This is a genomic window from Paracidovorax sp. MALMAid1276 (assembly GCF_049198005.1).
In the GTDB taxonomy this organism is placed as follows: Bacteria; Pseudomonadota; Gammaproteobacteria; order Burkholderiales; family Burkholderiaceae_C; genus Acidovorax.
This window is the reverse complement of sequence record NZ_JBMIRS010000081.1, coordinates 1-24016: the sequence shown is the minus strand read 5'-3', so window position 1 is coordinate 24016 and position 24016 is coordinate 1. Positions and strand designations below refer to the sequence as shown.

Sequence of the window (24016 nt, the reverse complement as noted above, 5' to 3'; positions counted from 1 at the left end):
TGCTTAAACGCCCGCGCAGCTCCCGTCAGCGCGCGGGTCGGTCGCACCCTCGATGCGGCCGTCGGGGTGGAACGCCACTGCGCCGGCATGGCCCATCATGTCCTCGAAGGCCCCCACGACCTGCACATCGTGGCCTGCGGCGCGCAAGGCGTCCACCAGGGCCGGGTCGGCGCGCGATTCGAGCTTGAGGTTGGTGGACTGGTCGCCCCAGGTGCGGCCCAGCAGCCAGCGCGGCGCCGTGACGGCGGCCTGCAGGTCCTGCCCGAACAGCACATGGCGTGTGAACACCGCCGCCTGGGTCTGCGGCTGGCCCTCGCCACCCATGGTGCCGTAGGCCAGCACGCGCCCGTCCTTGAGGTGCGCCAGCGCCGGGTTGAGGGTGTGGAACGGCAGGCGCCCTGGGGCCAGCTGGTTGGGCCCGGCGCCCAGCGTGAACGAGGCACCACGGTTCTGCCAATGCAGGCCGGTCTCGGGCAGCACGATGCCGCTGCCGAACTCCCAGTAGATGCTCTGGATGTAGCTGACGACGTTGCCGTGCGCATCGGCAGCCCCCATCCAAACCGTGTCGCCGGGCTCGGTGGGTTCGGGCCAGGGTGCGGCGCGCTGCTTGTCGATGCGCGCAGCCTCGCCGTCCAGGGACGCGGCCTGCAGGAAGGCCGCCGGGTCGGCCTGCATGAAGGCCGGGTCACCCACATGCCGGTTGCGCCAGGCAAAGGCGCGCTTGGTGGATTCCACCAGGCCATGCACATGGGCAAAGCCCTCGGCCTGGCCCACGCCCAGGCGATCGAACAGGCCCAGGATGGCCAGCGACGAGACGCCCTGCGTGGGCGGCGGCTGGTTGAACACGCGGCCGGCCGATAGCTGGACCGACAGCGGCGCCACCCGCGCGGCGTGCCAGCCCTCCAGGTCGGCCAGCGCCAGCGGGCTGCCCAGGGCCTGCAGGTCGCGCGCCATGCTGCGCGCCAGGTCGCCGCGGTAGAAGTCGTGCAGCCCGGCCTCGGCCAGGCGCTGCAAGGTGGCCGCGGTGCGCGGCTGGCGGAGGGTGTCGCCGCGCTGCGGCTGGCCCTCGGGCGCAAAGGCGGCGGCAAAGCCGGGCACATGTTCGAGCTCGGCCCATTTGGCGCGGGTCAGCTCGACCTGCGAGGTGGTAATGGGCACGCCGTCGCGCGCATGGCGGATCGCGTCCTCCAGCAGGCGCGCCAGGGGCAGCGGCTTGCCGCCCCAGCCACGGGCCACGTCCAGCGCCTCGGCCCAGCCGCCGATGGCGCCGGCCACGGTGAGCGCCGCACGCGGGCCGCGCGTGGGAATGGCCGCATCGCCATGCGCCTGGTAGAAGGCCGCATCGGCCGCCTGCGCCGCGCCGCCGCAGGCGCGCACCGCCACCGGGGCCGCCGTGCCCGGCCGGTGGATGAGCCAGAAGCCATCGCCGCCCAGGCCGTTCATGTGCGGGTAGACCACTGCGATGGCAGCGGCCGCCGCGACCATGGCCTCCACCGCATTGCCGCCCTCGCGCAGCACGGCGGCGCCGGCCTGTGCGGCCAGGTGGTGGGGGGCGGTGACCATGCCACCGCGGCTTTGCAGGCTGTGCAACATCGGAATGTCTCCTGGGGTTTTGGAAGATGCTAGTCCATCAGCGAGACATGGGCTGCAACCACGCACCACCCCTGTCCGGGCATGCGCACCCAGGTCTGCTGCTGGCGGCCTGTGCGGGCGCTGCCTTCGCGCGTGAATTCGGTGCTGGCGGTGGCGAAGTCGCGGCCGTAGGTCGTGATGCAGGTGTTGCGCAGCGTGCGCGCCAGCCCTGCGGGCGAGCGGCCGCTGCGGAAAGCGCGGATCGCGTCGATGCCGTAGAGGCATTCCGTGGCGCCGTAGCGCACGGTGTGCGAGCTGTGGAAGAACAGCGCGTCGAGCATGTCCACCTGGTTGTGGACCAAGGCATGCTCGTAGCGTGCAAACGCGGCCGTGACCTCGGCCAGCACATCCGGCAGGTTGATGGTGGTGTCCTCCATGGCGCTCAATGTCCTCCGCCCAGATAAGCGCGCGTGAGCGCGTCGTTGGCGGCAATTTCCGCCGCCGTGCCCTGGGCCACCACGCGCCCACCTTCGAGCACATAGGCGCGGTCGGCCAGCGACAGCGCGAGCGCCGCCATCTGGTCCACCAGCACCAGGGTCATGGATTCGTCGCGCAGGCGCGCGAGCGAGGCGAACAGCTCCTCGATGACCTTGGGCGCCAGGCCCAGCGAGGGCTCGTCGAGCAGCAGCACGCGCGGGCGGCTCATGAGGGCGCGGGCGATGGCCAGCATCTGCTGCTCGCCGCCCGAAAGCAGGCCGGCGCGCTGGTGCAGGCGCTCGCGCAGGCGCGGAAAGCGCTGCAGCATCTCCTCCACGCGCGCCTCGCGGCCCTCGGGGTGGAGAAAGGCGCCCAAGCGGATGTTGTCGAGCACCGAGAGCTCAGGAAACACCTGGCGCCCTTCGGGCACCAGCACCAGGCCGCGCGCCACGATCTGTTCGGCGCGCAGCGGGCCGAGTTCCACACCCTGCAGGTGGATGCCGCCCTCCACCGGCCGGTGCAGGCCCGCCAGGGTGCGCATCAGCGTGGACTTGCCGGCGCCGTTGGCGCCCAGCAGGGCCACCATTTCGCCCTGGCGCACGCGCAGGTCCACGGCATGCAGCACGGGCTCGGCGCCGTAGCCGGTGGTGAGCCGGCCCACGCCCAGCACCTCGGGTGCATCGGTGGGCAGGCCGCGGTCGGCGGCGGCATGCACGGCCACGGCGCCGCCCGCACCTTCGCCCAGGTAGGCCTTGCGCACGGCGGGGTGGGCCTGCACTTCGGCCGGCGTGCCCTCGGCCAGGTGGCGGCCCGATTCCATCACCACCACATGGTCCGACAGGCCCATGACGAGGGCCATGTCGTGCTCCACCAGCAGCACGCCCACGCCCTGGTCGGCAATGCGGCGCAGCAGCGCCGAGAGCTGGTCCTTGTCTTCGGTGGACAGGCCGGCGGCGGGTTCGTCGAGCAGCAGCACCTGGGGCCGCATGGCCAGGGCGCGCGCGATTTCGACCAGGCGCCGGTCCACATGCGCGAGGTCGGCCGCAGGCACCTGCAGGGCGCCCCGGTAGCCGCACCAGGCGAGCAGGGCACGCGCCTCATCGCGCGCACCGGGCGAGCACACCCGCCCATCGCCCAGCAGCGGGCCCAGGGTGCCGCGCGCCAGCGCCAGGGCCACGTTGTCGAGCACGCTGAGCGAGCCGAAGAGCTGCGAGGTCTGGTAGCTGCGCGCCACACCGGCCCGCGCAATGCGCCAGGCGCCCCGGCCCTGCAATGGCTCGCTGCCCAGCAGCGAACCGCCAGCGGTGGGGGTGTAGAAGCCGCTGAGCATGTTGAGCACCGTGCTCTTGCCTGCGCCGTTGGGGCCGATCAGGCTGGTCACGGCTCCGGGGCGCACGGAAAAGGACAGCTCGCTGACCGCACGCACGCCACCGAACACCATGGACAGGCCCTGCGCGCTCAGCGCCCGCGCCTCGGTGGGCTGCAGCGCGGGCGAGGCATCGCCAGGCGCGGCGCCGGCCATCGCAGCAGTGGGTGCCGCGCGGCGCAAGCGCGCCAACAAGCCCACCAGGCCCTGCGGCGCCACCCACAGCACCACCAGCAGCAGTGCGCCGAAGAACAGCAGCCGGTATTCCTCCAGGCTGGAGAGCAGCTCGGGCAGCAGGCCCACGATGACCGCGCCCACCAGCGGCCCGGCGATGCTGCCCGCGCCACCGATCATCACCACCAGCACGAAGAGGATGGACTGCAGGAAGGAGAAGCTGTGCGGCGTGACGAAGCCTGACAGCGGCGCATACAGCCCGCCCGCCAGCCCCGCGAGCAGGGCCGACACCGCAAACGCCATGGTCTTGACCACCAGCGGGTTCAGGCCGATCGATTCGGCCGCCGTTTCGGAGTCGCGCACCGCGCGCAGCGCCGCACCCCAGGCCCCGCGCGACAGGCGCACAAAGGCCAGCAGCGCCACCGCCGCCGCCACGATGGCCAGCACGGCGATGGCCCGCTCGCCACGCAGGGACTCGATGCCCAGCGCCGGCGCGGCAATGCCCATGATGCCGTTCTGCCCGCCAGTGAGGTCGCGCATCTCCACCGCGCTGTGCTCCACGATGAGACCGAAGGCAATGGTCACCATGGCCAGGTAGGGGCCCTTGACGCGCAAGGCCGGCAGCGCGAGCAGTGCGCCCATGGCGCCAGCCAGCAGCGCAGCAACGGGCCAGGCAGCCCAGAAGCTCCAGCCCGCCTTGGTGGTGAGAATGGCCACCGCATACGCGCCGATGGCGTAGAAGCCCACATGCCCGAACGACACCTGGCCCGACAGGCCCAGCAGCACGTTCAGGCCGATGCCCACCAGCGCCAGCAGCGCCACATTGGCCAGCACGAAGACGTAGTAGCCATTGACCTGCGCTGCCAGCGTCAGGCCCGCGGCCACACCCAGCGCGGTGAGGCCCAGCAGCGCCGGCATGGCCAGCCCGCGCGCGGACGAAGGGGGAGAGGATGCTTTCTTGTGCATGGGGAAGGTGGAGGTCGTCGTCATACCTTGCGCACCAGGGCACGCCCGAACAGCCCGTTGGGGCGCACGGCCAGCGCCACGATGACGAGCGAGAAAGTGAGAATCTGCGTGTAGCCCGAGCCCAGCGTGGCGGTGATCAGCGCCTCGGCCACGCCGAAGATCAGCCCGGCGGCCATCACGCCCCAGGCGCTGCCGATGCCGCCCAGGATGGCCACCGCAAAGGCCTTGAGGCCGAACAGCGTGCCCATGTCGGACTGCACGTTCACCAGCGGGGCGATGAGCACGCCCGCAATGCCCGCGAACACGGCCGACAGCGCAAAGGCCGCGGCCACCACGCGCCCGATGGGAATGCCCATGAGCCGCGCGGCATCGCGGTTCTGCACCACGGCCAGCATGGCCGTGCCCCAGCGCGTGCGCCGCGCCACGAAGTGCAGCACGGCGGCCAGCACCAGGCCGATGGCCGGGATGAGCAGCTGCAGCGGGTACACGCCCAGCCCGATGTCGCCCAGCTTCATCGGCGCCTGGGCCAGCGGCGAAGGCAGGCTGCGCGGCTCCTTGCCGAAGGTGAACATGGCCAGGTTGTCGACCACGATGCCCAGCGCCACCGTGGCCATGAGCCAGGCATCCGAGTTGCGGCGCGCGAACGGCCGCACGGCGAAGAACTCCACGGCCAGGCCATAGAGCGCGCACAGCAGCAGCGCCAGCAGCACCGCCAGCGCCATGGGCCAGCCCAGCACCATGGCGAAACCATAGGTGAGCACGGCGCCCAGCATCATGGAACTGCCCTGGGCGAAGTTCACGGTGCCGGAGACCACGAAGGTGACGTGAAAACCCAGGGCCATGAGCCCGTACATGCTGCCCAGGCCGATGCCGCTGATGAGGGCGGAGAGAAAGAGCATCGTGGTGATCGAGGAAATGGGGAAAGGCAGAGGAGGCCCTGCGCCGCATGGGGAGCAGGACCGCGAGGCGTGCAGGGCTTATTTTTCGAGGCCGACGGGCAGGATGCGGTTGCCGATGAACTGCGCCCACACATAGTCGTTCTCGCTCAGCGCATCGTGGTTGGCTTCGTTGAAGGGCTTGTCGTAGCTCTTGATCAGGCCCTCGTACTTGCCGATCTTGTAGAAGCCCTGGCGCACGGCGTCGCCCTCGGTGCTGCCGGCCTGAGCGATGGCCAGGGCGGCGAGCTGCATGGCGTCATACGCATTGGCCACGCCCACGGCGGGGGTGATGTTGTCGGGGCCCTTGATGTCGGGGTACTTGGCCTTGAGCGCGGCCACCACCTTCTCGCCCACCGGGCTCTGCTTGCCAAAGAAGCTGTAGGTCTGCACGAAGTGCACGTTCTTGGCGTTGGGGCCGGCCAGTTCGGTAAAGCGGCCGCCCGCAGGGCCCCAGTGCGAGACGATGGGCACCTGCCAGCCCATGCGGTCCAGCGACTTGACCACCTGGGCCGAGGGACCCACGTTGCCCACCAGGAACAGCGCATCGGCGCCTGCAGCCTTCAGGCGCGTGAGCTGGGGCACCACGTCCACGTCGCTGTCGCCGAACTTCTCGATGCCGGCAGCCTTCATGCCCTTGGCGCTGAGCGCGGCGGTCAGGCCCTTCTCATTCGATTCGCCCCAGGGGTTGTTGATCAGGATCATGCCTGGGTTCTTGGCGCCGAAGGTCTTCTGGGCGTAGGCCAGCATGCCCCGGTCCACGATCTCGTCCACCGCCGAGACGCGGAAGGCGAAGTTGGGCTTGGCGCCGTTCTTGGTCACCGGCGTGCCGGCGGCCCAGGGGCCCATGAAGGGCACCTTCTCCTGGTTGGCCAGCTGCACGATGGCGATGGAGACGGGCGTGTCGAGCCCGCCGAAGAGCACGGCCACCTTTTCCTTGTAGATCAGCTCGCGCGCGGCCGTCACGCCCTTGGCGGGGTTGGCCTCGTCGTCGCGGCGCACCAGTTCGAGCTTGCGGCCGCCCAGCAGGCCGCCCTTGGCGTTGATCTCGTCGATGGCCACGCTCAGGCCGCGGGTGATGGCCTCGCCGGCCAGCGCGGACTGGCCCGACAAGGCCGTGACCAGGCCGACCTTGATCGGTTCGGCCGCATGGGCGCTGCCCAGGGCGGCCCATGCGGCAGCGGTGGCCAGCGTAGCGACGGTGAAGCGGCGACGGTTGGTGGTGGTCGCGGTGGTGGTGAATGCCATGGCGGGTACTCCTGCGGTTGCTGTTGCGGGTGGACGTTGGGGGGAACAAAGGCGGGTTCTCGCCGCCACACCGCTGACACCAGCAAGCACCATGCCAGTGTCGACAAATAGCCGTAAAAATTGATAACGCTACAGATACTTAATTGTCGACAATCTGGCACGTGCTTTGCTGACAAACAAATCACAAGGGCATTTCAGCCTTTTTGCCCCAATCCGCAGCATTGCGCACCCCAGCGGTGCAATCAGGAGCACCAACATGCAGCAGTCCACCACCACCCCACCCCACCAGAGCGCCGGCGCCATCGTCGAAGAATTTCTGCGCCTCGTAATGATTCCGGACCCCGTGGCCGCCAGCCGCTTTGTGGCGCCCGACCTGGCCATCCGTTTCACGGGCGGGCGCCCCATGCGCCAGCCGGCAGAGTGCAGCGCCTTCAATGCCACGCGCTATGCCTGGGTGAAAAAGAAGTTCGAGAGCACCGACGTGGTGGCCGGGGCCACGCACGAGGAGGCCGTGGTCTACAACACCGGCACGCTGTACGGCGCGTGGCCCGACGGAACGCCCTTCGAGGGCAACCGCTATGTGGACCGCTACGTGGTGCGCAACGGCCTGATCGTGCAGATGGATGTGTGGAACGACAGCGCCGAGTGGCTGCTGGTGCGCGCCGGCCTGGCCGCGCCCTGGGCGAACCAGGGTGCCGACGCATGACGGCCCGCATCTATGGCGACGGCCCGCTGCCCGCGCACGGCCGCTTCGGCTACAGCCCCATCACCCGCCGGCCGGACTACACCTGGCCGAACGGCGCGCGCCTGGCCGTGTACCTGGGCTTCAATCTGGAGCATTTCGCCTTTGGCGGCGGGCTGGGCGCGCGCATCGGCCCGGCATCGCCCGAACCCGACGTGCTGAACTACAGCTGGCGCGAATATGGCAACCGCGTGGGCGCTTGGCGCTGCCTGGAACTGTTCGACCAGTTGGCCCTGCCGGCCGGCTGCATTTTGAACACCGCGCTCTACGACCACTGCCCCGAGTTGCTGGCGGCCTGTGCGGCGCGCGGCGACGAGCTGATCGGCCACGGCCACACCAATGCCGAGCGCCAGGGCGACTTTGCCGAAGGCCAGGAGGCCGCGCTGCTGGCCGCCTGCCGCGAGCGCATCGCCGCCGAGAGCGGCACGGTGCCCGCAGGCTGGCTCTCGCCCTGGATCTCGGAGAGCCCCATCACGCCCGACCTGCTGGCCGAGGCCGGCTACCGCTACACCCTGAACTGGGCGCATGACGACCAGCCCGTGCCGATGCACACGCGCAGCGGCCAGCGTCTGTGGTCCGTGCCCTACCCGCAGGAGCTCAACGACATTCCGATGATCATTGCGCGCCAGCTCGACGGCAAGGATTTCGCGCAGATGATTGTCGACAATTTCGACGAGATGCTGCAGCAATCCGCAGGGGAGCCTCTGGTGATGGGCATTGCCCTGCACCCTTATCTGGTGGGCCAGCCCTACCGCTTGCGCCACCTGCGGCGCGCGTTGGAACACCTGGCGCGCGCACGCGATGCCGGTGCCATCTGGTTCACCACGCCCGGCGCCCTCTGCGCGCATGTGGATGCCCTCTTCCCCGTTTGATTGCAACGCCATGCACACGCTTTCTCCTTCCCGCCCCGGGTTGCCCTTCACAGACACCGCGCAGGCCTGGGTGCCACACGGACATTTCACGCTCAATGGCGCGCCGCAGGGCCCGCTGACCGGCCTGCGCTTTGCCGCCAAGGACGTGTTCGATGTGGCCGGCCACCCCACGGGCGCCGGCAACCCTGCCTGGCTGGCCAGCCACCCGGTGCCCACGCGCCACAGCGCACTGGTGCAGCAGGTGCTCGACGCGGGCGCCACGCTGTGCGGCAAGGTCATCACCGACGAGCTGGCCTACAGCATCCACGGGCACAACCTGCACTACGGCATGCCGCTCAACAGCGCCGCGCCCGAGCGCATTCCGGGGGGGTCGTCGAGCGGCTCGGTCGCCGCTGTGGCCGCGCGGCTCGTCGACTTTGCGCTGGGCACGGACACGGGTGGCTCCACCCGCGTGCCCGCCAGCTACTGCGGGGTGTGGGGCCTGCGCACCACCCATGGCCTGCTGCCCCGCGAGGGCCTGGTGCCGCTGCACCCGAGCTTCGACACCGCCACCTGGCTGGCGCATGACCCCGCCGTCTTCGAGCGGGTGGCGCAGGCTCTGCTGGCGCCCTCAATCTGGCGGGCCGAACGCGCGGTGCTGCTCGAAGACGCCCTGGCCGAGGCCGACACCGAACTGGCGGCACTGGCGCAGCAAGCGGGCAAGGCCTTGTCGCGCCTGCTGCGAGGCGGAGTCGGCGCGGGCCGGGCCGCCCCCGGCGCGTCGCTGGAGGACTGGCGCCGCCACTACGTGACCTGGGGCTCGCACGAAGCCTGGCAGGTCCACGGCGACTGGATCGCGCGCTCGGGGCCCGGCTTCGAGCCTGCGATTGCGGGCCGCTGGCAGGCGGCATCCCAGGTGACCACCGAAGCGGCGGAGGCCGCACGCACCGCCGGACTTGCGGCCCGCACCCAGGTGCGTTCGCTCGTGGGTGACAACACCGTCTTGATCGTGCCTTCGGCCGCCAGCGTGGCACCGCTGCGCAGCGCGGGTGGACCCGAGATCGACGCCATCCGCATGCGCACCCTGCGCATCTGCTGCATCGCGGGCCTGGCGGGCTTGCCGCAGGTCAGCCTGCCCGGGGTGGCGGCCAGCGGCCTGCCGGCGGGTGTCTCGCTCATCGGCCCCGCAGGCAGCGATCGGGAACTGGTCCGCCTGGCTGTGCAAACCTGGCACGCGCTGCAGGACGGACGCTGCTGACGCGCGACAATCGGCGCAACAACACCCGACAGCCCTTGCGATAACGAGCAGCTGGCGCTTCGGGCGAACACCATGGCCACCAAAACCCCTCCCCGCGCCACCCACAGGCCAGCACAGGCCCCCACTTCAGCTGCCGTCGCAACTGCAACCGCAACCCCGCCACGCTCTGCCGCAAAGCAGCCCCGCGCGGCTGCGCCGCCTCTGCGGGAGAGCCACCTGCCCGGCCTGCCGGGCCTGCGCACGGGCGACGACGTGGAAACGCGCATCTACAACACCGTGTACGAGAGCGTGATGACGCAGCGCCTGACGCCCGGCACCAAGCTGCCCGAGGCCTCGCTGTGCGAACTGTTCGGCGTGCGCCGTGCCACCGTGCGCAAGGTGCTGCAGGCGCTGGCGCACGACCACATCGTGGCGCTGCGCCCCAATCGGGGCGCCATCGTGGCCGAGCCCACACCCGAGGAGACGCGCCAGGTCTTCGAGGCGCGCCGTGCACTTGAAAGCGCCATCGTGCGCCTGGCCACCCGGCACGCCACGCGCGAGGACATCGTCTCGCTGCGCCGCCAGCTGGAGGCCGAGCACGAGGCCATGCACCGCTTCACCCAGCCCGCGTGGGCGCGGCTGGCCAGCGCCTTTCACTTGCGCCTGGCCGAGCTGGCGCGCAACCCGGTGCTGCAGCGGTATCTGATGGAACTGGTGTCGCGCTGTTCGCTGATCGTGGCGCTGTACGAGCCACCGGGCAAGGCCTCGTGCGAGCACGATGAACACGCTCGGGTGGTGGACTGCATTGCGCGGGGCGATGCCGATGGCGCAGCCCGCGAAATGGAAGCGCACCTGCAGGCGCTGGAACACAGCATTGCGCTGCAACAGGCGCGCAGCGACAACAACCTGGCGCGCATGCTGGGCATGGGCTGACGCTCCCGCCAGAGGCCCCCTTTCAGCGGTCGGTGGCCTGTGACCGGGCCAACCGTTCGCTCTTCCAATAAACGTCGTCGCCACCATCCAGGCGGTTGAGCACGCGGGCCAGCACGAACATCAGGTCCGACAGGCGGTTGAGGTACTGGCGGGGCGCGTCGTTCAGCGGCTCGGCGCTGCCCAGCGCCACCACGGCGCGTTCGGCGCGGCGTGCCACGGTGCGGCAGATGTGCGCCTGCGACGCGGCGCGGGTGCCTGCGGGCAGGATGAATTCCTGCAGCCGTGGCAGCTGCGCGTTGTGCTCGGCCAGCGCTTCGTCGAGCGACAGCACCGCTTCAGGCTGGAGCAGCACAAAGCCCGGGATCGACAGTTCGCCCCCCAGGTTGAACAGCTGGTGCTGCACTTCCACGAGCAGCGCGCGCACTCCCTCCGGCAAGCGCTCGCACAGCAGCAGGCCGATGTGGGAGTTGAGCTCGTCCACATCGCCCATCGCGTGGATGCGCAGGCTGTCTTTGGAGACGCGCTCGTTGTTGCCCAGGCCGGTGGTTCCGGCGTCGCCGGTGCGGGTGGCGATCTGTGTGAGTCGGTTGCCCATGGGGATAGTTCTCTTCGGGGGGTGTCACAGCGCCATGCAGCCTGTGACCGGTGCGCTTGTGTATGGGCAGATTGTGCGCCAGGGCCCAGAAAGCACCGCGCCCCGCGGCCATTCAGGGCCCGCGGGGCGTGCTTGCGCAGGCGCTCGTCGCGATTCTGTCGACTATGCGGCGCGGTGTTGGCGGGCGAGAGCTTCGTGCGCCCCAACGGCGCACTCAGCGTCCATCACACCGCATCAATTTGTCATCGACGTGCGGTTCAAGCGGTCGATGTCCGCCGTGGACACGCCGGCCGCCGTGGGCTGCAGCTTGTTCCACGCGCTCGTGTGATAGGCGTCCCATTCGGCGCGCGACACCATGCCGTCGCCGTTGCTGTCCATCAGACGCGCATTCACGCGGGCATCGGCATGTGCAGCGGCCTTGCCACCGGCTGCGCTGGGGTTGATCTCTGCCACCGGTGCAGCCTTGCCGTCTCCCTTGGCAGGGTTGGCAGGTGTCGCCATGCTCTGGGCGGCGCGCTGGTCCACGTTGGCTTGCGCAGCAGCTGCGGCCGCGCCGCCGGACTTGATGGGGCTGACTTCCGCCGCAGGGCGTGCCGTGACAGGCGCCGGCGCCTGCGCCAGAGCTGCGGAACAGGCGACGGTAGCGAGAGCGGCAATGAGGGTGTGCTTAACCATGGATGAACTCCTTATTGAATGGATCGAAGGTTTGATAAATGAATAACCAGCGAAGTGGTGGTTTTCATTGTTTTGGCCCATGCGTGCCGGGGATGTAGGACATGCACCGTGACGGCGGTCGTCCCTCTCCCGCCTGATTTCTTTACGTTCCGCTACAACCAGCGGACGGTCCTACACAAAGGCGGCTTTGCGGGTTACACCGCGCTGGCAAATGTTGGTGTGCGCAACAGCCGGCAAGATTGCTGGCGCGGGCAGGCGTGCTGCGGTGCAATGCAGTCCTGTTCAACTTCTAAGGAGTTCTGCTTTGACCCAAGCACAGCAACGACGCACCCGCTTCGATACGCGCAGCGTGATGCTTTTTGCCGCCATCTCCCTCTCTGGAGCCGGCGCCCTGCACGCGCAGGGCCAAACTTCCTCCTCCTCCTCTTCTTCCGCCCCCGCGTTCGGACCGACCGAAAAATCAGCACCGGCCGCAGAAAGCTCCAAATTCGTGATCGGTGGTTCCGCTTCGCCCCAGTCGGCCAGCATGGCCTTCGACCGCGCGGACACCAACAAGGATGGGCAGCTCAGCGCGCAAGAGGCCGCCAAGCTGCCTGCCATCGGCCAGCGATTCAAGGAGCTGGACACCGACAAGAGCGGGATGCTGTCCCGCGAAGAATTTGAGAAAGGCGCGAACTCCTGACCCTCTCGGGGTAAGCCCGCGCTTGACCGGACGCCATACCGCAAGCGCGTTGAACCCCTTTTGATGCGGGCCGCTGGCGCCCGCGGGCCTGTGCATGCTGGAACTCCAGGGCATGCACAGGCCCTTGTGCGTTGTCAACGCATGCGCGCGGGCCCTCCCACACGGGCCCTCCCCCTGCGTCAGTCGTGCAGCGACGACAGGAACTGCTGCAGCTCCGGCGTTTTCGGCTGGCCGAACACTTCGGCTGGCGGCCCCGCCTCGTGCACCCGGCCCTGGTGCATGAAGATGACGCGGTCGCTCACCTTGCGCGCGAACGCCATCTCGTGCGTGACCATCATCAGCGTCATGCCCTCCAGCGCCAGCGACTCCACCACGCGCAACACCTCGCCCACCAGTTCGGGGTCCAGCGCCGAGGTGATCTCGTCGCAGAGCAGCACCTGCGGCTCCATCGCCAGCGCGCGGGCAATGGCCACGCGCTGCTGCTGGCCGCCCGAGAGCTGGTCGGGCATGGCGTCGAACTTTTCGGCCAGACCCACCCGGTCGAGCAGCTTGCGCGCCTGCGCCGCAGCCGTCGCTGCATCGCGCGCCTTGACCAGCGTGGGCGCCAGCATGATGTTGCGGCCCACGCTCAGGTGCGGAAACAGGTTGAAGCCCTGAAAAATCATGCCCACCTGCTGACGCAGCTCGCGCATCGCAGCGGGGCTCTCGTGGCGCAGCTTCTGGCCGTTCACGCTCAAGGCGCCGTCCTGGAACACCTCTAGCCCGTTGATGCAGCGCAGCAGCGTGCTCTTACCCGAGCCGCTCTTGCCGATGATGGCGACCACCTCGCCGCGCCGCACTTGCAGGTCGATGCCCTTGAGCACTTCGGTACTGCCGTAGGACTTGCGCAGTGCGGTGATGTCGACGATGGGACGCGCAGGGGCGTTGGTCGCAGCCGCCGGGAGCGGCGCGGTGTCAGCGGCGGGGGCCATGGAGTTTCCTTTCAAGCGACTGCGCGATCAGGCTCACCGGAAAGCACAGTGAAAAATACAGCAGCGCCACGCAGGCGTAGACCAGGAAGGGCTGGTAGGTGGCGTTGGAGATCATGCTGCCGGCCTTGGTCAGCTCCACGAAGCCGATCACCGACGCCAGCGCCGTGCCCTTGATCACCTGCACCAGAAAGCCCACCGTGGGCGGCACGGCGATGCGCAGCGCCTGGGGCAGCACCACATGGCGCAGCTGCTCGTAAAAGCTCAGCGCGAGGCTCTGCGCGGCCTCCCACTGGCCTTTGGGAATGGCCGCCACGCAGCCGCGCCAGATCTCGGTGAGGTAGGCGCTGGTATACAGCGTGAGCGCCACGGCCGCCGCCGTCCAGGGCGAGGTCTTGATGCCGAACAGCGCAATGCCGAAGTACGCCAGAAAGAGCTGCATCAGCAGCGGCGTGCCCTGGAATACCTGCACGTAGCCGGCCACCGCGCGGTCCACGCCGCGCACGCCCGACAGGCGCAGCACCAGCAGCACCAGGCCCACCAGGCCGCCGCCGATGAAGGCGATCAGCGACAGCGTGACCGTCCAGCGCGCCGCCATCAGCAGGTTGCGCAGGATGTCCCACAAGGAAAACTCGACCATCTCAGCCTACCTTCCAATCAGAAAGCGCCCACCCACCCACATCAGCAGCCGGCGGGTGAGCATGGACAGCACCAGGTACACGGCCGTCGCGAGGATGAAGGCCTCGAACGCGCGGAAGGTGTTGCTGGAGATCAGGTTCGCGGCGTAGCTCAGCTCGGGCGTGGAGATCTGCCCGCACACGGCCGAGCCCAGCATCACGATGATGATCTGGCTGACCATGGCCGGCCACACCTTGATCAGCGCGGGAGGCAGCACCACGCGGCGGAAGGTCTGTCCGGGCGTGAGCGCCAGGCTCTCGGCCGCCTCGATCTGGCCGCGGGGCGTGGCCTCGATGCCGGCGCGGATGATCTCGGCCGAATACGCGCCCAGGTTGACCACCATGGCCAGCACCGAGGCCAGCTCCGGCGACAGCTTGACGCCCAGCGCCGGCAGGCCGAAGAACAGGAAGAACAGCTGCACGATGAACGGCGTGTTGCGGATCAGCTCCACATAGGCCGCCACCGCCGCGCGCAAGGGCGCGGGCCGGTGGCCCAGGTTGCGCGCGCGGGCCCAGGCGCAGGCGGTGCCCAGCAGCAGGCCCAGCGTGGTGCCCACCACCGTGAGCCCGATGGTCCAGGCCACGCCACGCAGCAGCAGCGGCCACGCGGCCAGCACGGCAGAGAAATCAAGCTGGATCAGCATCGGAGTCGGTCCGGTCAGGGCTCAGTGCGGCGCGCAGATCACAGCGGCAGGTCGCCGGCCGGGCGGCCCAGCCACTTCTGCGACATCTTGTCGATGTCGCCGGCTTTCTTGGCCTCGGCAATGATCTCGTTGACCTTGGCGCGCAGCTTGTCCTCGCCCTTGGCCACGCCGATGAAGTTGGGGCTGTCCTTGAGCAGCAGCTTGTATTCGGTCTGCAGGTTGGGGTTCTTCACCATGATGGTGCCGGCGGTGGACGCGCTGGTGGCAATGGCCTGCGTCTGGCCCGACACGAAGGCCGAGATGCTGGCCGCATGGTCTTCAAAGCGCTTCACGTCCACGCCAGGAGGCGCCACCTTGGCCAGTTCCTGGTCTTCCATCGCGCCGCGGGTCACGGCCACCGTCTTGCCGGCCAGGTCGGCAAAGCTCTTGATGTTCAGGCTCTTGCTCGCAAACACCGCCTGGAAGAAGGGGGCGTAGGCGGCGGTGAAATCAATCACCTTCTCGCGTTCGGCATTCTTGCCCAGCGTGGAGATCACCAGGTCGGCCTTCTGCGTCTGCAGGTAGGGAATGCGGTTGGCGCTGGTGACGGGAATCAACTCGACCTTCACGCCCAGCTTGGCGCCGATGTAGTTGGCCATCTCCACGTCCAGGCCCTGGGGCTTGAGGTCGGTGCCGACGAAGCCGTAGGGCGGGTAATCGGTGGGGATGGCGATCTTGATTTCCTTGGCCTTCAGGATGTTGTCCAGCGCGTTCTGCGCGTGGGCGGCCGGGGCCACCAGGGCGGCCGCGAGGCCGGCGGCGGCCAGCATGCTCAGGGTCAGGCGGCGGGTGGACGAGGTGACGGTGCGGACGGTGGTCATAGCAGGGCTCCTAGGTAGGTGGATGCGTCGGCAGGCGCGTCTGGGTTAGACGCTGGGGGGGTGGAACTCTTGGTGGCGCGGGACTTCCGCGCGCGGGCTGGTGAACTGGCTTGTGCAGGGCTCTTGTGCACCGGCGCCAGGGCATTGCGCAGCCCCGCCAGCGGGTCGCTGCTGGCCTGCAGGCGCAGGGCCGACTGCACGGTGCCGATGTGCTCGGCCATCAGCGCTTCGGCGCGGGCGATGTCGCCGGCCTCCAGCGCATCGACGATGCGCACGTGGTCTTCGCAGCTTTGCGCCGCATCGTGCGACGACTGGTACAGCATGGCGATCAGCGTGGTGCGCGCGGTGAAGTCGCGCAGCGTGTCGGCCAGCAGGCTGTTGCCCAGGCATTCGGCCAGGCACACGTGGAAGTCGCCCAGCAGAAAGCTGCGCGCGCCCACGTCGCTGCCGGCCAGCGCGGCTTTCTCGCGCTGCAGATGGCTCTTGAGCTGGCGCACGGCGGCCTTGTCCACCGCCTTGAGCTGGTGCAGCAGGCCCAGCTCGATCACGCGGCGGGCCTCGAAGGCCTCGCGCGCCTCGTCCTCGGACGGCTCGATCACATACCAGCCGCGCCGCGCGCTGACGGTGACGATGCCGCGCGTGGCCAGCCGCGTCAGCGCCTCGCGCACGATGGTGCGGCTGCAGTCGAACAGCATGGCCAGCTGCTGCTCGCCCAGGCGCGAGCCGGGAGCAAGCTTTTGCGCCATCACGGCTTCGATGATGCGGTTGCTGATTTCTGTGGCGGTGGTCATCCCCCAAGGCAGAGCAGGTTCCGTGCCAACTGGTATACAAGCCCGATGCACCACCGTGGCGCACACGGCGGCATCCCACCCGGACGCTGCGCACCGCAAGCGCAACGCTTGCACCAGCCTGACCCCTGCCATGGCGCCCGGCAATGCCCGGTGTTATTCTTTTCGACCGCCCCCCAGGAGACACCCCATGAACGCCCCCACCGCCGCCGCCCACCTGCTGCCCGAAATCCACCTGCGCGACGTGCCCCAGGCCCTGATCGATGCGCTGCAGCAGCGCTTTGGCGCGCAGTGCTCCCTGGCCCAGGCCGTGCGCGAGCAGCACGGGCGCGACGAGGGCTCGCTGCAGGCGCCGCCACCCAGCGCCGTGGTGTTCGCCGAGAGCACGCAGGACGTGGCCGACGCCGTGAAGCTGGCCAGCCAGTACGAGGTGCCTGTGATCCCCTATGGCGCGGGCTCGTCGCTCGAAGGCCACCTGCTGGCCGTGCAGGGCGGCATCAGCATCGACGTGAGCCGCATGAACAAAGTGCTGATAGTGAACGCCGAAGACCTGACCGTCACTGTGCAGCCCGGCATCACGCGCAAGGCCTTGAACGACGCCATCAAGGACACCGGCCTGTTCTTCCCCATCGACCCCGGCGCCGACGCCAGCATTGGCGGCATGTGCGCCACGCGCGCGAGCGGCACCAATGCCGTGCGCTACGGCACCATGCGCGAGAACGTGCTGGCGCTGGAAGTGGTCACGGCCAGCGGCGAGGTCATCCACACCGGCACCCGCGCCAAGAAGAGCAGCGCGGGCTATGACCTGACCCGCCTGATGGTGGGCAGCGAGGGCACGCTGGGCATCATGACCGAGATCACCGTGCGCCTGTACCCCCTGCCCGAAGCCGTGAGCGCCGCCATCTGCTCCTTCCCCAGCATCGAGGCGGCGGTGCGCACCACCATCCAGACCATCCAGCTGGGGGTGCCCATCGCCCGCGTGGAACTGATCGACCACCACACGGTGCGCATGGTGAACGCCCACAGCAAGCTGGGCCTGCGGGAAGAGCCCATGCTGCTGATGGAGTTCCACGGCTCGCCCGCCAGCGTGAAGGAGCAGGCCGAGATGGTGCAGGACATCGCCAGCGAGTTTGGCGGCCAGGCCTTTGAATGGGCCAGCACCCCTGAGGAGCGCACCCGCCTGTGGACCGCCCGGCACAACGCCTACTTCGCTGCCGTGCAAAGCCGCCCCGGCTGCCGCGCCATCAGCACCGACACCTGCGTGCCCATCAGCCGCCTGGCCGACTGCCTGCTTGAATCGGTGGACGAGGTGGAAGCCAGCGGCATCCCTTACTTCCTCGTCGGCCACGTGGGCGACGGCAACTTCCACTTCGGCTACCTGATCGACCCCAACAGCGCCGAAGAACGCGCCCAGGCGGAGGCCATGAACCACACCCTGGTGGCCCGGGCCCTGAGCATGGGCGGCACCTGCACCGGCGAACACGGCGTGGGCGTGCACAAGATGGGCTTTTTGCTGGACGAAACCGGCGCGGGCGCGGTGGACATGATGCGCGCCATCAAACGCGCGCTGGACCCGAAGAACATCCTGAACCCGGGGAAGATTTTTGCGCTGTGAGCCAGGGCCGGCCATGGTGTCTGTGGCCCAGCGCCGGGCTGGTTTGATTAGCCATCAAATTGATAGCTAAAAACCTTTTACCAGCAAGCGGTTAGGCGCTTTTTTATTCATATCCGAGGCCCTGAGACACGGGAGTTATGCGGTCCCGTGGTGGGGGGCCGACGTCGAGTTCCACGCCCATGCGCATCGCCATCGTTTCCGACATCCACGGCAACCTCGCGGCCCTTGAAGCCGTGGCGGCCGACATTCGCAGCCAGGGGGCGGACAGGGTGGTGAACCTGGGCGACAACCTTTCCGGCCCTTTGCTGCCGCGCGAGACGGCGCAATGGCTCATGGCGTCGGACTGGCTGTCGCTGGCTGGCAACCACGAGCGCCAGGTGCTGCAGCTGCGCCCGGGCCACGGTGGCGCATCGGACCAGTACGCGCACAGCCAGCTCACGCAAGCGGAGTTCGCCTGGATGCGCAGCCTGACCCACACCCTGCGCCTGGACGACGACGTGCTGCTGTGCCACGGCACGCCGCGCAGCGATCACGAATACCTGCTCGAAACGCTGGACGGCTCCACGGTGCGCGCGGCCACCCCGGCCGAGATCGACGAACGGCTGTCGGGCCAATACGCGCCGCTGATCGCCTGCGGCCACACGCATGTGCCTCGCCAGGTGCGGCTGGGGGCGGGCGTGCTGCTGGTCAACCCCGGCAGCGTGGGCCTGCAGGCCTACGACGACGATCACCCCGTGGCCCACAAGGTGGAAAACGGCACGCCCGATGCACGGTACGCCATCGCGGAGCGCGCTGATAACGGCTGGCAAGTGCGGCACCACTCGGTGCCCTATGACCATGAATCCATGGCGCTCCTGGCGGATCGCAACGGCCGGCCCGGGTGGGCGCACGCCCTGCGCACCGGACGGATGCCCAGCTGACTCCGCCTTTTTCAACCATGCACCGCCCGCGAATCACCGGGCGCCTGCGCCCGGTCGTTCATCCCATAGTCGCGCACCACGGCCGCCACGCGCAGCCGGTAGTCGGCAAAGACGTGATGGCGCCCGGCCGACTGGGTGGTGCGGTGCGCCTCCTGCTGGCGCCACCGCGCCACGGCATCTTCATCGCGCCAGAACGACAGCGACAGCAGCTTGCCGGGCTCGCTCAGGCTTTCAAAGCGCTCGATGGAGATGAAGCCATCGATCTGCGCCAGCAGCGGCTTGAGCGCGGCCGCGGCATCCAGGTAGGCGCCGCGCTGGCCGGGCGCGGGCGTCACCTCGAAGATCACGGCCATCATGCGGTGGCCTCCTGCGGGTGCGCCGGCAGGCCCAGCGTGCCCTCCACCCCCTGGGTGAAGGTGCGCTCCTCGCGCAGGATGAAGCGCTTTTCCTGCGCCAGCGCAAAGTTGGCGCGGCCCTCGGGGTCGGTGCGCAGGCGCGCGCGGTAGGCCTCGTAGGAGGCCAGCGATTCAAAGCCGATCAGGCCCCAGGCTTCGTAGTTGCTGCCTTCGTGCGGCAGGAAGTAGCCCAGCAGGTGGCCGCCGCAGCGGGGGATGATCTGGCCCCAGCGGCGTGCGTATTCGGCGAACAGGTCGCGCTGGAAGGGGTCGATTTCGTAGCGGATGAAGCAGGTGATCATGGTGTCGTCAAACCGGTGGTGAAAGAGAAGGCCTCCACGATAGGCGCTTGACGCACCTCGATAGTTCGCCCAAGATCGAACCATGAAAGACGGACCCCACATCGCGCGCATTGCGGCGCTCATCGGCGACAGCGCGCGCGCTGAAGTCCTCACGGCCCTGATGGCCGACCGCGCGCTCACGGCGACCGAGCTGGCCGATGTGGCGGGAGTGACCAAACAAACCATCAGCGCGCACCTCGCCAAGTTGCTGGATGCCGGTTTGCTGGCGGTGGAGAGCCAGGGCCGGCACCGCTACTTCCGCTTGGCCGACCGCGATGTGGCGCAGTTGCTGGAATCGCTGATGAATGTGGCTTTTCGCTCGGGTGCCGTGCGCCTGCGTGCCAGCCCGCGCGAGCCCGCCCTGCGCCGCGCGCGCGTGTGCTATGACCACCTGGCGGGTGAGGTGGGTGTGCAGTTCTATGAGGCGTTGCTGCACAACGGCCTGGTGCAGGCCACAGCGCACGGCACGGAGTTGACCGCAGCGGGCGCGCAGTGGTTCAGCACGGTGGGCATCGACACCTCGCGCCTCGCACAGCAGCGACGCACGCTGTGCCGCCCCTGCCTGGACTGGAGCGAGCGGCGCCACCACCTGGGCGGCGCGCTGGGCGCAGCGCTGTTCCAGCGCCTGCTGGAGGGCGGCTGGGCGGAGCGCGCGGCCGGTTCACGCGTGGTGCGCTTCACGCCCCGGGGTGAGCTGGCACTGCGCGAGTGGCTGGCGGGGCACGGCGCCTAGCATGCGCCAACCTGAGGCCTGACCCAGTCACCGCAGCGCCAGCGATAGGCGCGGCCTCAGGCCAGGGCCGCCGTGCAAGGGCCGCCCCGCCGCACGGGCGGCGTCCCCCAGGGGGGGAAGGCGCGCAGCGACTCAGGGGGGGGCTTCAATTCATCTTGATCAGCCGCCAGTCGATGCGGTTGTCGGTGCGTTGCACCAGCTCCACGTTCTTCTTCATGGCCCAGGCCAGCATCTGGTTGTGCAGGGGGATGTGGGCCACGGTGTCGTTCTGCAGCTGCAGGCCTTCGGTCAGCAGGCGGTTGCGCACCGGCAGGTCGGTCTCGGTCTTCACGCGGTCCACCACATAGTCCATGCGTTCATTGCTGTAGCGGCCCAGGTTGTAGTTGCCGTCGCCGCCCGTGGTCTTGGTGCGGGCGAGCGACTGCAGGGTGTAGAGCGCATCGAACGTGGGCACGCCCCAGCTGAGCAGCGCAATGCTGGCTTCGTGCCGCTGCGCCATGGGGTAGTAGCTGACGGCGGGCGAGGTGCGCAGCTTGGCACGCACGCCCACGCGCGACCACATGGCGGTGATGGCCTGGCACAGCTGTTCGTCCTGCACGATGGCGTTGTTGCTGCAGGCAAAGTCCACCTCGAAGCCGTCGGCATAGCCCGCCTGGGCGAGCAGATCCTTCGCGGCCTGCGCGTCGAACGGCAGGCGCTGGTCCACGGCCTCGGTCCAGCCATTGACCAGCGGCGGCACCAGCGCGCCCGTGGGCGTGGACATGCCGCGCATGGTCACGCGGTGCAGCGTGGCGCTGTCGATGGCCTGGTACAGCGCCTTGCGCACACGCAGGTCCTTGAGCGGGTTCTTGCCCTTGACGCTGCTGCCCGGCAGCTCGTCGCGGAACTGGTCCAGCGCCAGGTACACGGTGCGGTTCTCCACCATCTCCATGACCTTGAGGCCGGGATGGGCCTTGATGCGCGCCAGGTCCTGCAGGCTGGTGTCGCGCACCATGTCCACCTCGCCCGACAGCAGCGCCGCGATGCGCGTGGCCTCGGACTTGATGGGCAGGTAGGTGATCTCGGTGACGTTGCCTTCGGCCTTGCCCGCGTTCCACCAGTGCGCGTTGGTGGCAAACACGATCTTCTGGTCGGGCACCCATTCCTTGAGCACGAAAGGCCCGGTGCCCAGCGCGTTGCGGTGCGAGAAGGTCTCTTCCTTGGCCTTGATGTCCTTGGGCTCGACCGAATTGTTTTTCTCGGCCCAGGCCTTGCTCATCACGCGCAGCTCGGTCAGTTGGTTGAGCAGCACGGGGTTGGGGTTCTTCAGGAAGATGTCGATGGTCTCGCCGTCCACCTTGGCGATGCGGTCCATGCCCTGCGTGTAGATGGAGTAGGTGGAGGTCTTGCTCATCGCGCGCTGCAGCGAATACACCACGTCGTCGGCCGTCATCACCGAGCCGTCGCTGAACTTCACGCCCTGGCGCAACTTGAAGCGCACCTGCGTAGGGCTGACCTGCTGCCAGGACGTGGCCAGCACGGGCTCGACCTTCAGTGTGCGGCTGTTGAACATGACCAGCGACTCGTACACCGCCGCGTGGATGCCATTGCCCAGGGCACTGTTTTGCGAGTGGATGTCCATGGTCTGGATGTCGCTGGAGCCGGCCCACTTGAATGGTTTTGCCGATACCGTGGCGGGGACAAGACACGCCAGAACGACAGCCAGCACGGGGGCGGGTAGGTGGAAAGCAGGAGCGAAACGCGATCGCATATGAACCTCCAAGTTTGTTGTGAGCACGCAATGTGCAACACCTTCCTCCCAGAGCTGATAAGGAATTCCCTTGGACTGGGCGGCGGCATGCAACTGGCAGGCCTGGCGTACGGCCCATTACAACTCTTACACCGGTGTCGCAGGGCTTCAAAGCCAGAATCGTCTGGTTTTTTGCGCCGACCTCTTGGACGTCGGCCGTCCAATGGCAATGTATTCCCTTCGAAACATCTTTCAAGTGACCGCTGCCATGACTGCGGTTGTTGGCATGGCTGCGGTAGCCACGGTGGGCTATCTCTTTGCAGTGGAAGACTATGTAACGCAACCCGGTTCGCCCGCGTATTACCTGGGAATCTCCTCGTTGATTCGCGATCTTCAGGTGCCCGACTTCGCACAGGGCCGCGAGTATTTCGGCTCGGTGGGTGATGGAAATAAGGCACCGCAATCGCAGCTGAGCTTCAAGGTGCCACCGGAAGCTGTCACCGCTGTCTGGGACCAGATGAACCTGCAACTGCAGGCGCTGAATGTGCAACCCGTCGGCACGGGGCCTGATGCGCAGGCTACCAGCAATATGCACGCCGTTTCGCCCGGACTCCGTGAGGCGGCGTACACCTCCAAGACGCACGATCTGGTTTTGCTAGCAACCTACGAAGACAGTGATGCCGGCACACCATCCATCCGCTTTGAGATCACCCATTTCGACTGATCTCACAGGACTTGGCCGGCACCCCGGAAAGTCCGTTTCCTCCAACTACACGCCTCCCCAACATGTCTTCCCGCTCTGACATCCCCAACCGCCTGATCTACACATGCAACTGTGGTTGGATAGATATAGGCCATCTGGTTTCGGTCGAAAAGCCGGCAAACCGGCACGCGAGCGCTGCCTACCTGTGGAAGGACATATCGCTGGAGCGCGGCCTGCAAGTCCCTGGGCGTCCGGACCACCATCTGGTGATGTACCGACAGGGGATGCGCAAGTTCGGCCTCTCGCGCGACTTCATGAAGTTCTACTTCGTCCGCAAGGGGTTGCCGCTGGCCTCACAGCGCTCAGTGGCGCTGGCCATCTTCAAAGAGGTTTCTATGGGCTTCGAAGATGTCCAGGCTTCATTGTCTGCCTTCACAGACAGCGGGTTCAGCGAAGAAGACCTGGTGTCCAACCTTCTCGGCTTCTACGTGGCTGTGATGGGGAATGTGGATTGGCGCAATCACTGCAAGCCGGTGTCTGCCGAAGCGTCACGCGTCGTCTGGGACACCCTGGGGCCGGTGGGATCACGCAAGAACCGCCAATTTCTACCCAAGCTGCATGCATGCGACGAATGCAAGACCAAGCACCACATCAGCCAGCCTCAGTTTCCGCCTATTTTTTCGTCCATCCGGCCAGCCCAACAGGGTCCGGACTTCTTCGAAGCGACGGACGCCACGCCCGGTTTGCCAGTGCCAGTGCACCTGCTGTCCACGTTATTCGTCTAGGAGCCTTGGCGCGCCGGGGACTGCGGCGCTTATCCGCACAAATGCGCACGACCCTTCACCGGTGCAAGCTTGGATAGCGCACCCCCTCACGCGCCGTTCCCACCTGCAGCAGGTTGATCACGCCCATCACATCGCCCACCCGCCCCACCGCTTGCTCCATCGCCGCCGCGCCTGCCCGGCGGTCTGCACGCAGCCCATGAGCGTGACCGGCGCTGCGGCAGCGCCGCGCTTTGACCGGGGGACGCAGCGGGCGCGAAGTCTGTGCGCATCGAAATGCGGCTTTGGACTGCAGACGGGCGCAACGGCGCCGCAAAGATGAACGGATGACCCCCCCACACCGTGGGCACCGGGACACGCCCGCTGCCGCGCCAAGCTACTAAATTTATAGCTATCAACGCTTGATGG

General features: G+C 68.1%; 25 protein-coding genes. 10 read left to right on the top strand and 15 right to left on the bottom strand.

What is annotated here, in order from left to right:
* Positions 1-3: 3 nt before the first annotated feature.
* The 5 genes from ACOQFS_RS05215 to ACOQFS_RS05195 all read right to left on the bottom strand — a co-directional run bounded on the left by ACOQFS_RS05215 (position 4) and on the right by ACOQFS_RS05195 (position 6738).
* Positions 4-1593, bottom strand: coding sequence for a gamma-glutamyltransferase family protein (locus tag ACOQFS_RS05215; protein ID WP_421561854.1), 1590 nt, complete (start codon positions 1591-1593; stop codon positions 4-6).
* A gap of 29 nt (positions 1594-1622) precedes the next feature.
* Positions 1623-2009: an oxalurate catabolism protein HpxZ gene (gene hpxZ, locus ACOQFS_RS05210; protein ID WP_421561853.1), complete on the bottom strand. Its 387-nt coding sequence runs from the start codon at positions 2007-2009 to the stop codon at positions 1623-1625.
* Positions 2010-2014: 5 nt separating this feature from the next.
* Positions 2015-4507 carry an ATP-binding cassette domain-containing protein gene (locus ACOQFS_RS05205; protein WP_421561883.1) on the bottom strand — a complete coding sequence of 831 codons (2493 nt, stop codon included), beginning with the start codon at positions 4505-4507 and terminating at the stop codon, positions 2015-2017.
* A 68-nt stretch (positions 4508-4575) separates the two neighbouring features.
* Positions 4576-5454: a branched-chain amino acid ABC transporter permease gene (locus ACOQFS_RS05200; protein WP_421561852.1), complete on the bottom strand. Its 879-nt coding sequence runs from the start codon at positions 5452-5454 to the stop codon at positions 4576-4578.
* 78 nt (positions 5455-5532) lie between these two features.
* Positions 5533-6738, bottom strand: a complete 1206-nt coding sequence (locus tag ACOQFS_RS05195; protein ID WP_421561851.1) for an ABC transporter substrate-binding protein — start codon at positions 6736-6738, stop codon at positions 5533-5535.
* Positions 6739-6994: 256 nt separating this feature from the next.
* Here ACOQFS_RS05195 and ACOQFS_RS05190 point away from each other — a divergent pair, with 256 nt between their 5' ends.
* The 4 genes from ACOQFS_RS05190 (at position 6995) to ACOQFS_RS05175 (ending at position 10501) form a co-directional block, all read left to right on the top strand.
* Complete coding sequence (locus tag ACOQFS_RS05190) at positions 6995-7444, top strand: nuclear transport factor 2 family protein (RefSeq protein ID WP_421561850.1); 450 nt, start codon at positions 6995-6997, stop codon at positions 7442-7444.
* Entirely contained in the window at positions 7441-8352 is a 912-nt protein-coding gene (locus ACOQFS_RS05185) for a polysaccharide deacetylase family protein (RefSeq protein WP_421561849.1), read from the top strand. Before ACOQFS_RS05190 ends, ACOQFS_RS05185 begins: the two co-directional genes overlap by 4 nt.
* A gap of 10 nt (positions 8353-8362) precedes the next feature.
* Positions 8363-9589, top strand: a complete 1227-nt coding sequence (locus ACOQFS_RS05180; protein ID WP_421561848.1) for an amidase — start codon at positions 8363-8365, stop codon at positions 9587-9589.
* Positions 9590-9661: 72 nt separating this feature from the next.
* Positions 9662-10501: a GntR family transcriptional regulator gene (locus ACOQFS_RS05175; protein WP_421561847.1), complete on the top strand. Its 840-nt coding sequence runs from the start codon at positions 9662-9664 to the stop codon at positions 10499-10501.
* 22 nt (positions 10502-10523) lie between these two features.
* Here the strand turns inward: ACOQFS_RS05175 and ACOQFS_RS05170 are convergent, their stop codons facing one another.
* Positions 10524-11096 (bottom strand): cob(I)yrinic acid a,c-diamide adenosyltransferase, encoded by a 573-nt coding sequence (locus ACOQFS_RS05170; protein WP_421561846.1) that lies wholly within the window; start codon positions 11094-11096, stop codon positions 10524-10526.
* A gap of 234 nt (positions 11097-11330) precedes the next feature.
* Positions 11331-11771 carry a hypothetical protein gene (locus ACOQFS_RS05165; RefSeq protein ID WP_421561845.1) on the bottom strand — a complete coding sequence of 147 codons (441 nt, stop codon included), beginning with the start codon at positions 11769-11771 and terminating at the stop codon, positions 11331-11333.
* A 304-nt stretch (positions 11772-12075) separates the two neighbouring features.
* Here ACOQFS_RS05165 and ACOQFS_RS05160 point away from each other — a divergent pair, with 304 nt between their 5' ends.
* A complete protein-coding gene (locus ACOQFS_RS05160; protein ID WP_421561844.1) occupies positions 12076-12453 on the top strand; it encodes an EF-hand domain-containing protein in 378 nt (125 codons plus the stop codon).
* Between the two features lie 179 nt (positions 12454-12632).
* Here the strand turns inward: ACOQFS_RS05160 and ACOQFS_RS05155 are convergent, their stop codons facing one another.
* From ACOQFS_RS05155 to ACOQFS_RS05135, 5 genes are read right to left on the bottom strand one after another with little or no spacing between them, the layout of a single operon-like run.
* Positions 12633-13424, bottom strand: a complete 792-nt coding sequence (locus ACOQFS_RS05155) for an amino acid ABC transporter ATP-binding protein (RefSeq protein WP_421561843.1) — start codon at positions 13422-13424, stop codon at positions 12633-12635.
* Positions 13408-14061: an amino acid ABC transporter permease gene (locus ACOQFS_RS05150; RefSeq protein WP_421561842.1), complete on the bottom strand. Its 654-nt coding sequence runs from the start codon at positions 14059-14061 to the stop codon at positions 13408-13410. The genes ACOQFS_RS05155 and ACOQFS_RS05150 overlap by 17 nt, the downstream gene beginning before the upstream one ends.
* Positions 14062-14067: 6 nt before the next feature.
* Positions 14068-14742 carry an amino acid ABC transporter permease gene (locus tag ACOQFS_RS05145; protein WP_421561841.1) on the bottom strand — a complete coding sequence of 225 codons (675 nt, stop codon included), beginning with the start codon at positions 14740-14742 and terminating at the stop codon, positions 14068-14070.
* Between the two features lie 38 nt (positions 14743-14780).
* Positions 14781-15602: a transporter substrate-binding domain-containing protein gene (locus ACOQFS_RS05140; protein ID WP_421561840.1), complete on the bottom strand. Its 822-nt coding sequence runs from the start codon at positions 15600-15602 to the stop codon at positions 14781-14783.
* Positions 15599-16393, bottom strand: a complete 795-nt coding sequence (locus ACOQFS_RS05135) for a GntR family transcriptional regulator (protein WP_421561839.1) — start codon at positions 16391-16393, stop codon at positions 15599-15601. The genes ACOQFS_RS05140 and ACOQFS_RS05135 overlap by 4 nt, the downstream gene beginning before the upstream one ends.
* Positions 16394-16580: 187 nt before the next feature.
* Between ACOQFS_RS05135 and ACOQFS_RS05130 the strand changes: the two genes are divergently transcribed.
* The gene (locus ACOQFS_RS05130) at positions 16581-18005 is read left to right on the top strand and encodes an FAD-binding oxidoreductase (protein ID WP_421561838.1); all 1425 of its coding nucleotides are present in this window, start codon (positions 16581-16583) and stop codon (positions 18003-18005) included.
* A 179-nt stretch (positions 18006-18184) separates the two neighbouring features.
* Entirely contained in the window at positions 18185-18925 is a 741-nt protein-coding gene (locus ACOQFS_RS05125; RefSeq protein WP_421561837.1) for a metallophosphoesterase family protein, read from the top strand.
* Positions 18926-18936: 11 nt separating this feature from the next.
* On the opposite strand, the gene ACOQFS_RS05120 is transcribed toward ACOQFS_RS05125, so the two are convergent.
* On the bottom strand, positions 18937-19281 hold the full coding sequence (locus ACOQFS_RS05120) for an antibiotic biosynthesis monooxygenase family protein (RefSeq protein WP_421561836.1): 345 nt from the start codon (positions 19279-19281) through the stop codon (positions 18937-18939).
* Positions 19278-19622, bottom strand: coding sequence for an NIPSNAP family protein (locus ACOQFS_RS05115; protein WP_421561835.1), 345 nt, complete (start codon positions 19620-19622; stop codon positions 19278-19280). The genes ACOQFS_RS05120 and ACOQFS_RS05115 overlap by 4 nt, the downstream gene beginning before the upstream one ends.
* An 82-nt stretch (positions 19623-19704) precedes the next feature.
* Here ACOQFS_RS05115 and ACOQFS_RS05110 point away from each other — a divergent pair, with 82 nt between their 5' ends.
* Positions 19705-20394, top strand: a complete 690-nt coding sequence (locus ACOQFS_RS05110; RefSeq protein WP_421561834.1) for an ArsR/SmtB family transcription factor — start codon at positions 19705-19707, stop codon at positions 20392-20394.
* A gap of 145 nt (positions 20395-20539) precedes the next feature.
* On the opposite strand, the gene ACOQFS_RS05105 is transcribed toward ACOQFS_RS05110, so the two are convergent.
* A complete protein-coding gene (locus ACOQFS_RS05105) occupies positions 20540-22144 on the bottom strand; it encodes an ABC transporter substrate-binding protein (protein ID WP_421561833.1) in 1605 nt (534 codons plus the stop codon).
* A 70-nt stretch (positions 22145-22214) separates the two neighbouring features.
* Here ACOQFS_RS05105 and ACOQFS_RS05100 point away from each other — a divergent pair, with 70 nt between their 5' ends.
* Complete coding sequence (locus ACOQFS_RS05100; protein ID WP_421561832.1) at positions 22215-22847, top strand: hypothetical protein; 633 nt, start codon at positions 22215-22217, stop codon at positions 22845-22847.
* Positions 22848-22909: 62 nt separating this feature from the next.
* Positions 22910-23611 carry a hypothetical protein gene (locus ACOQFS_RS05095; protein ID WP_421561831.1) on the top strand — a complete coding sequence of 234 codons (702 nt, stop codon included), beginning with the start codon at positions 22910-22912 and terminating at the stop codon, positions 23609-23611.
* Positions 23612-24016: the final 405 nt, after the last annotated feature.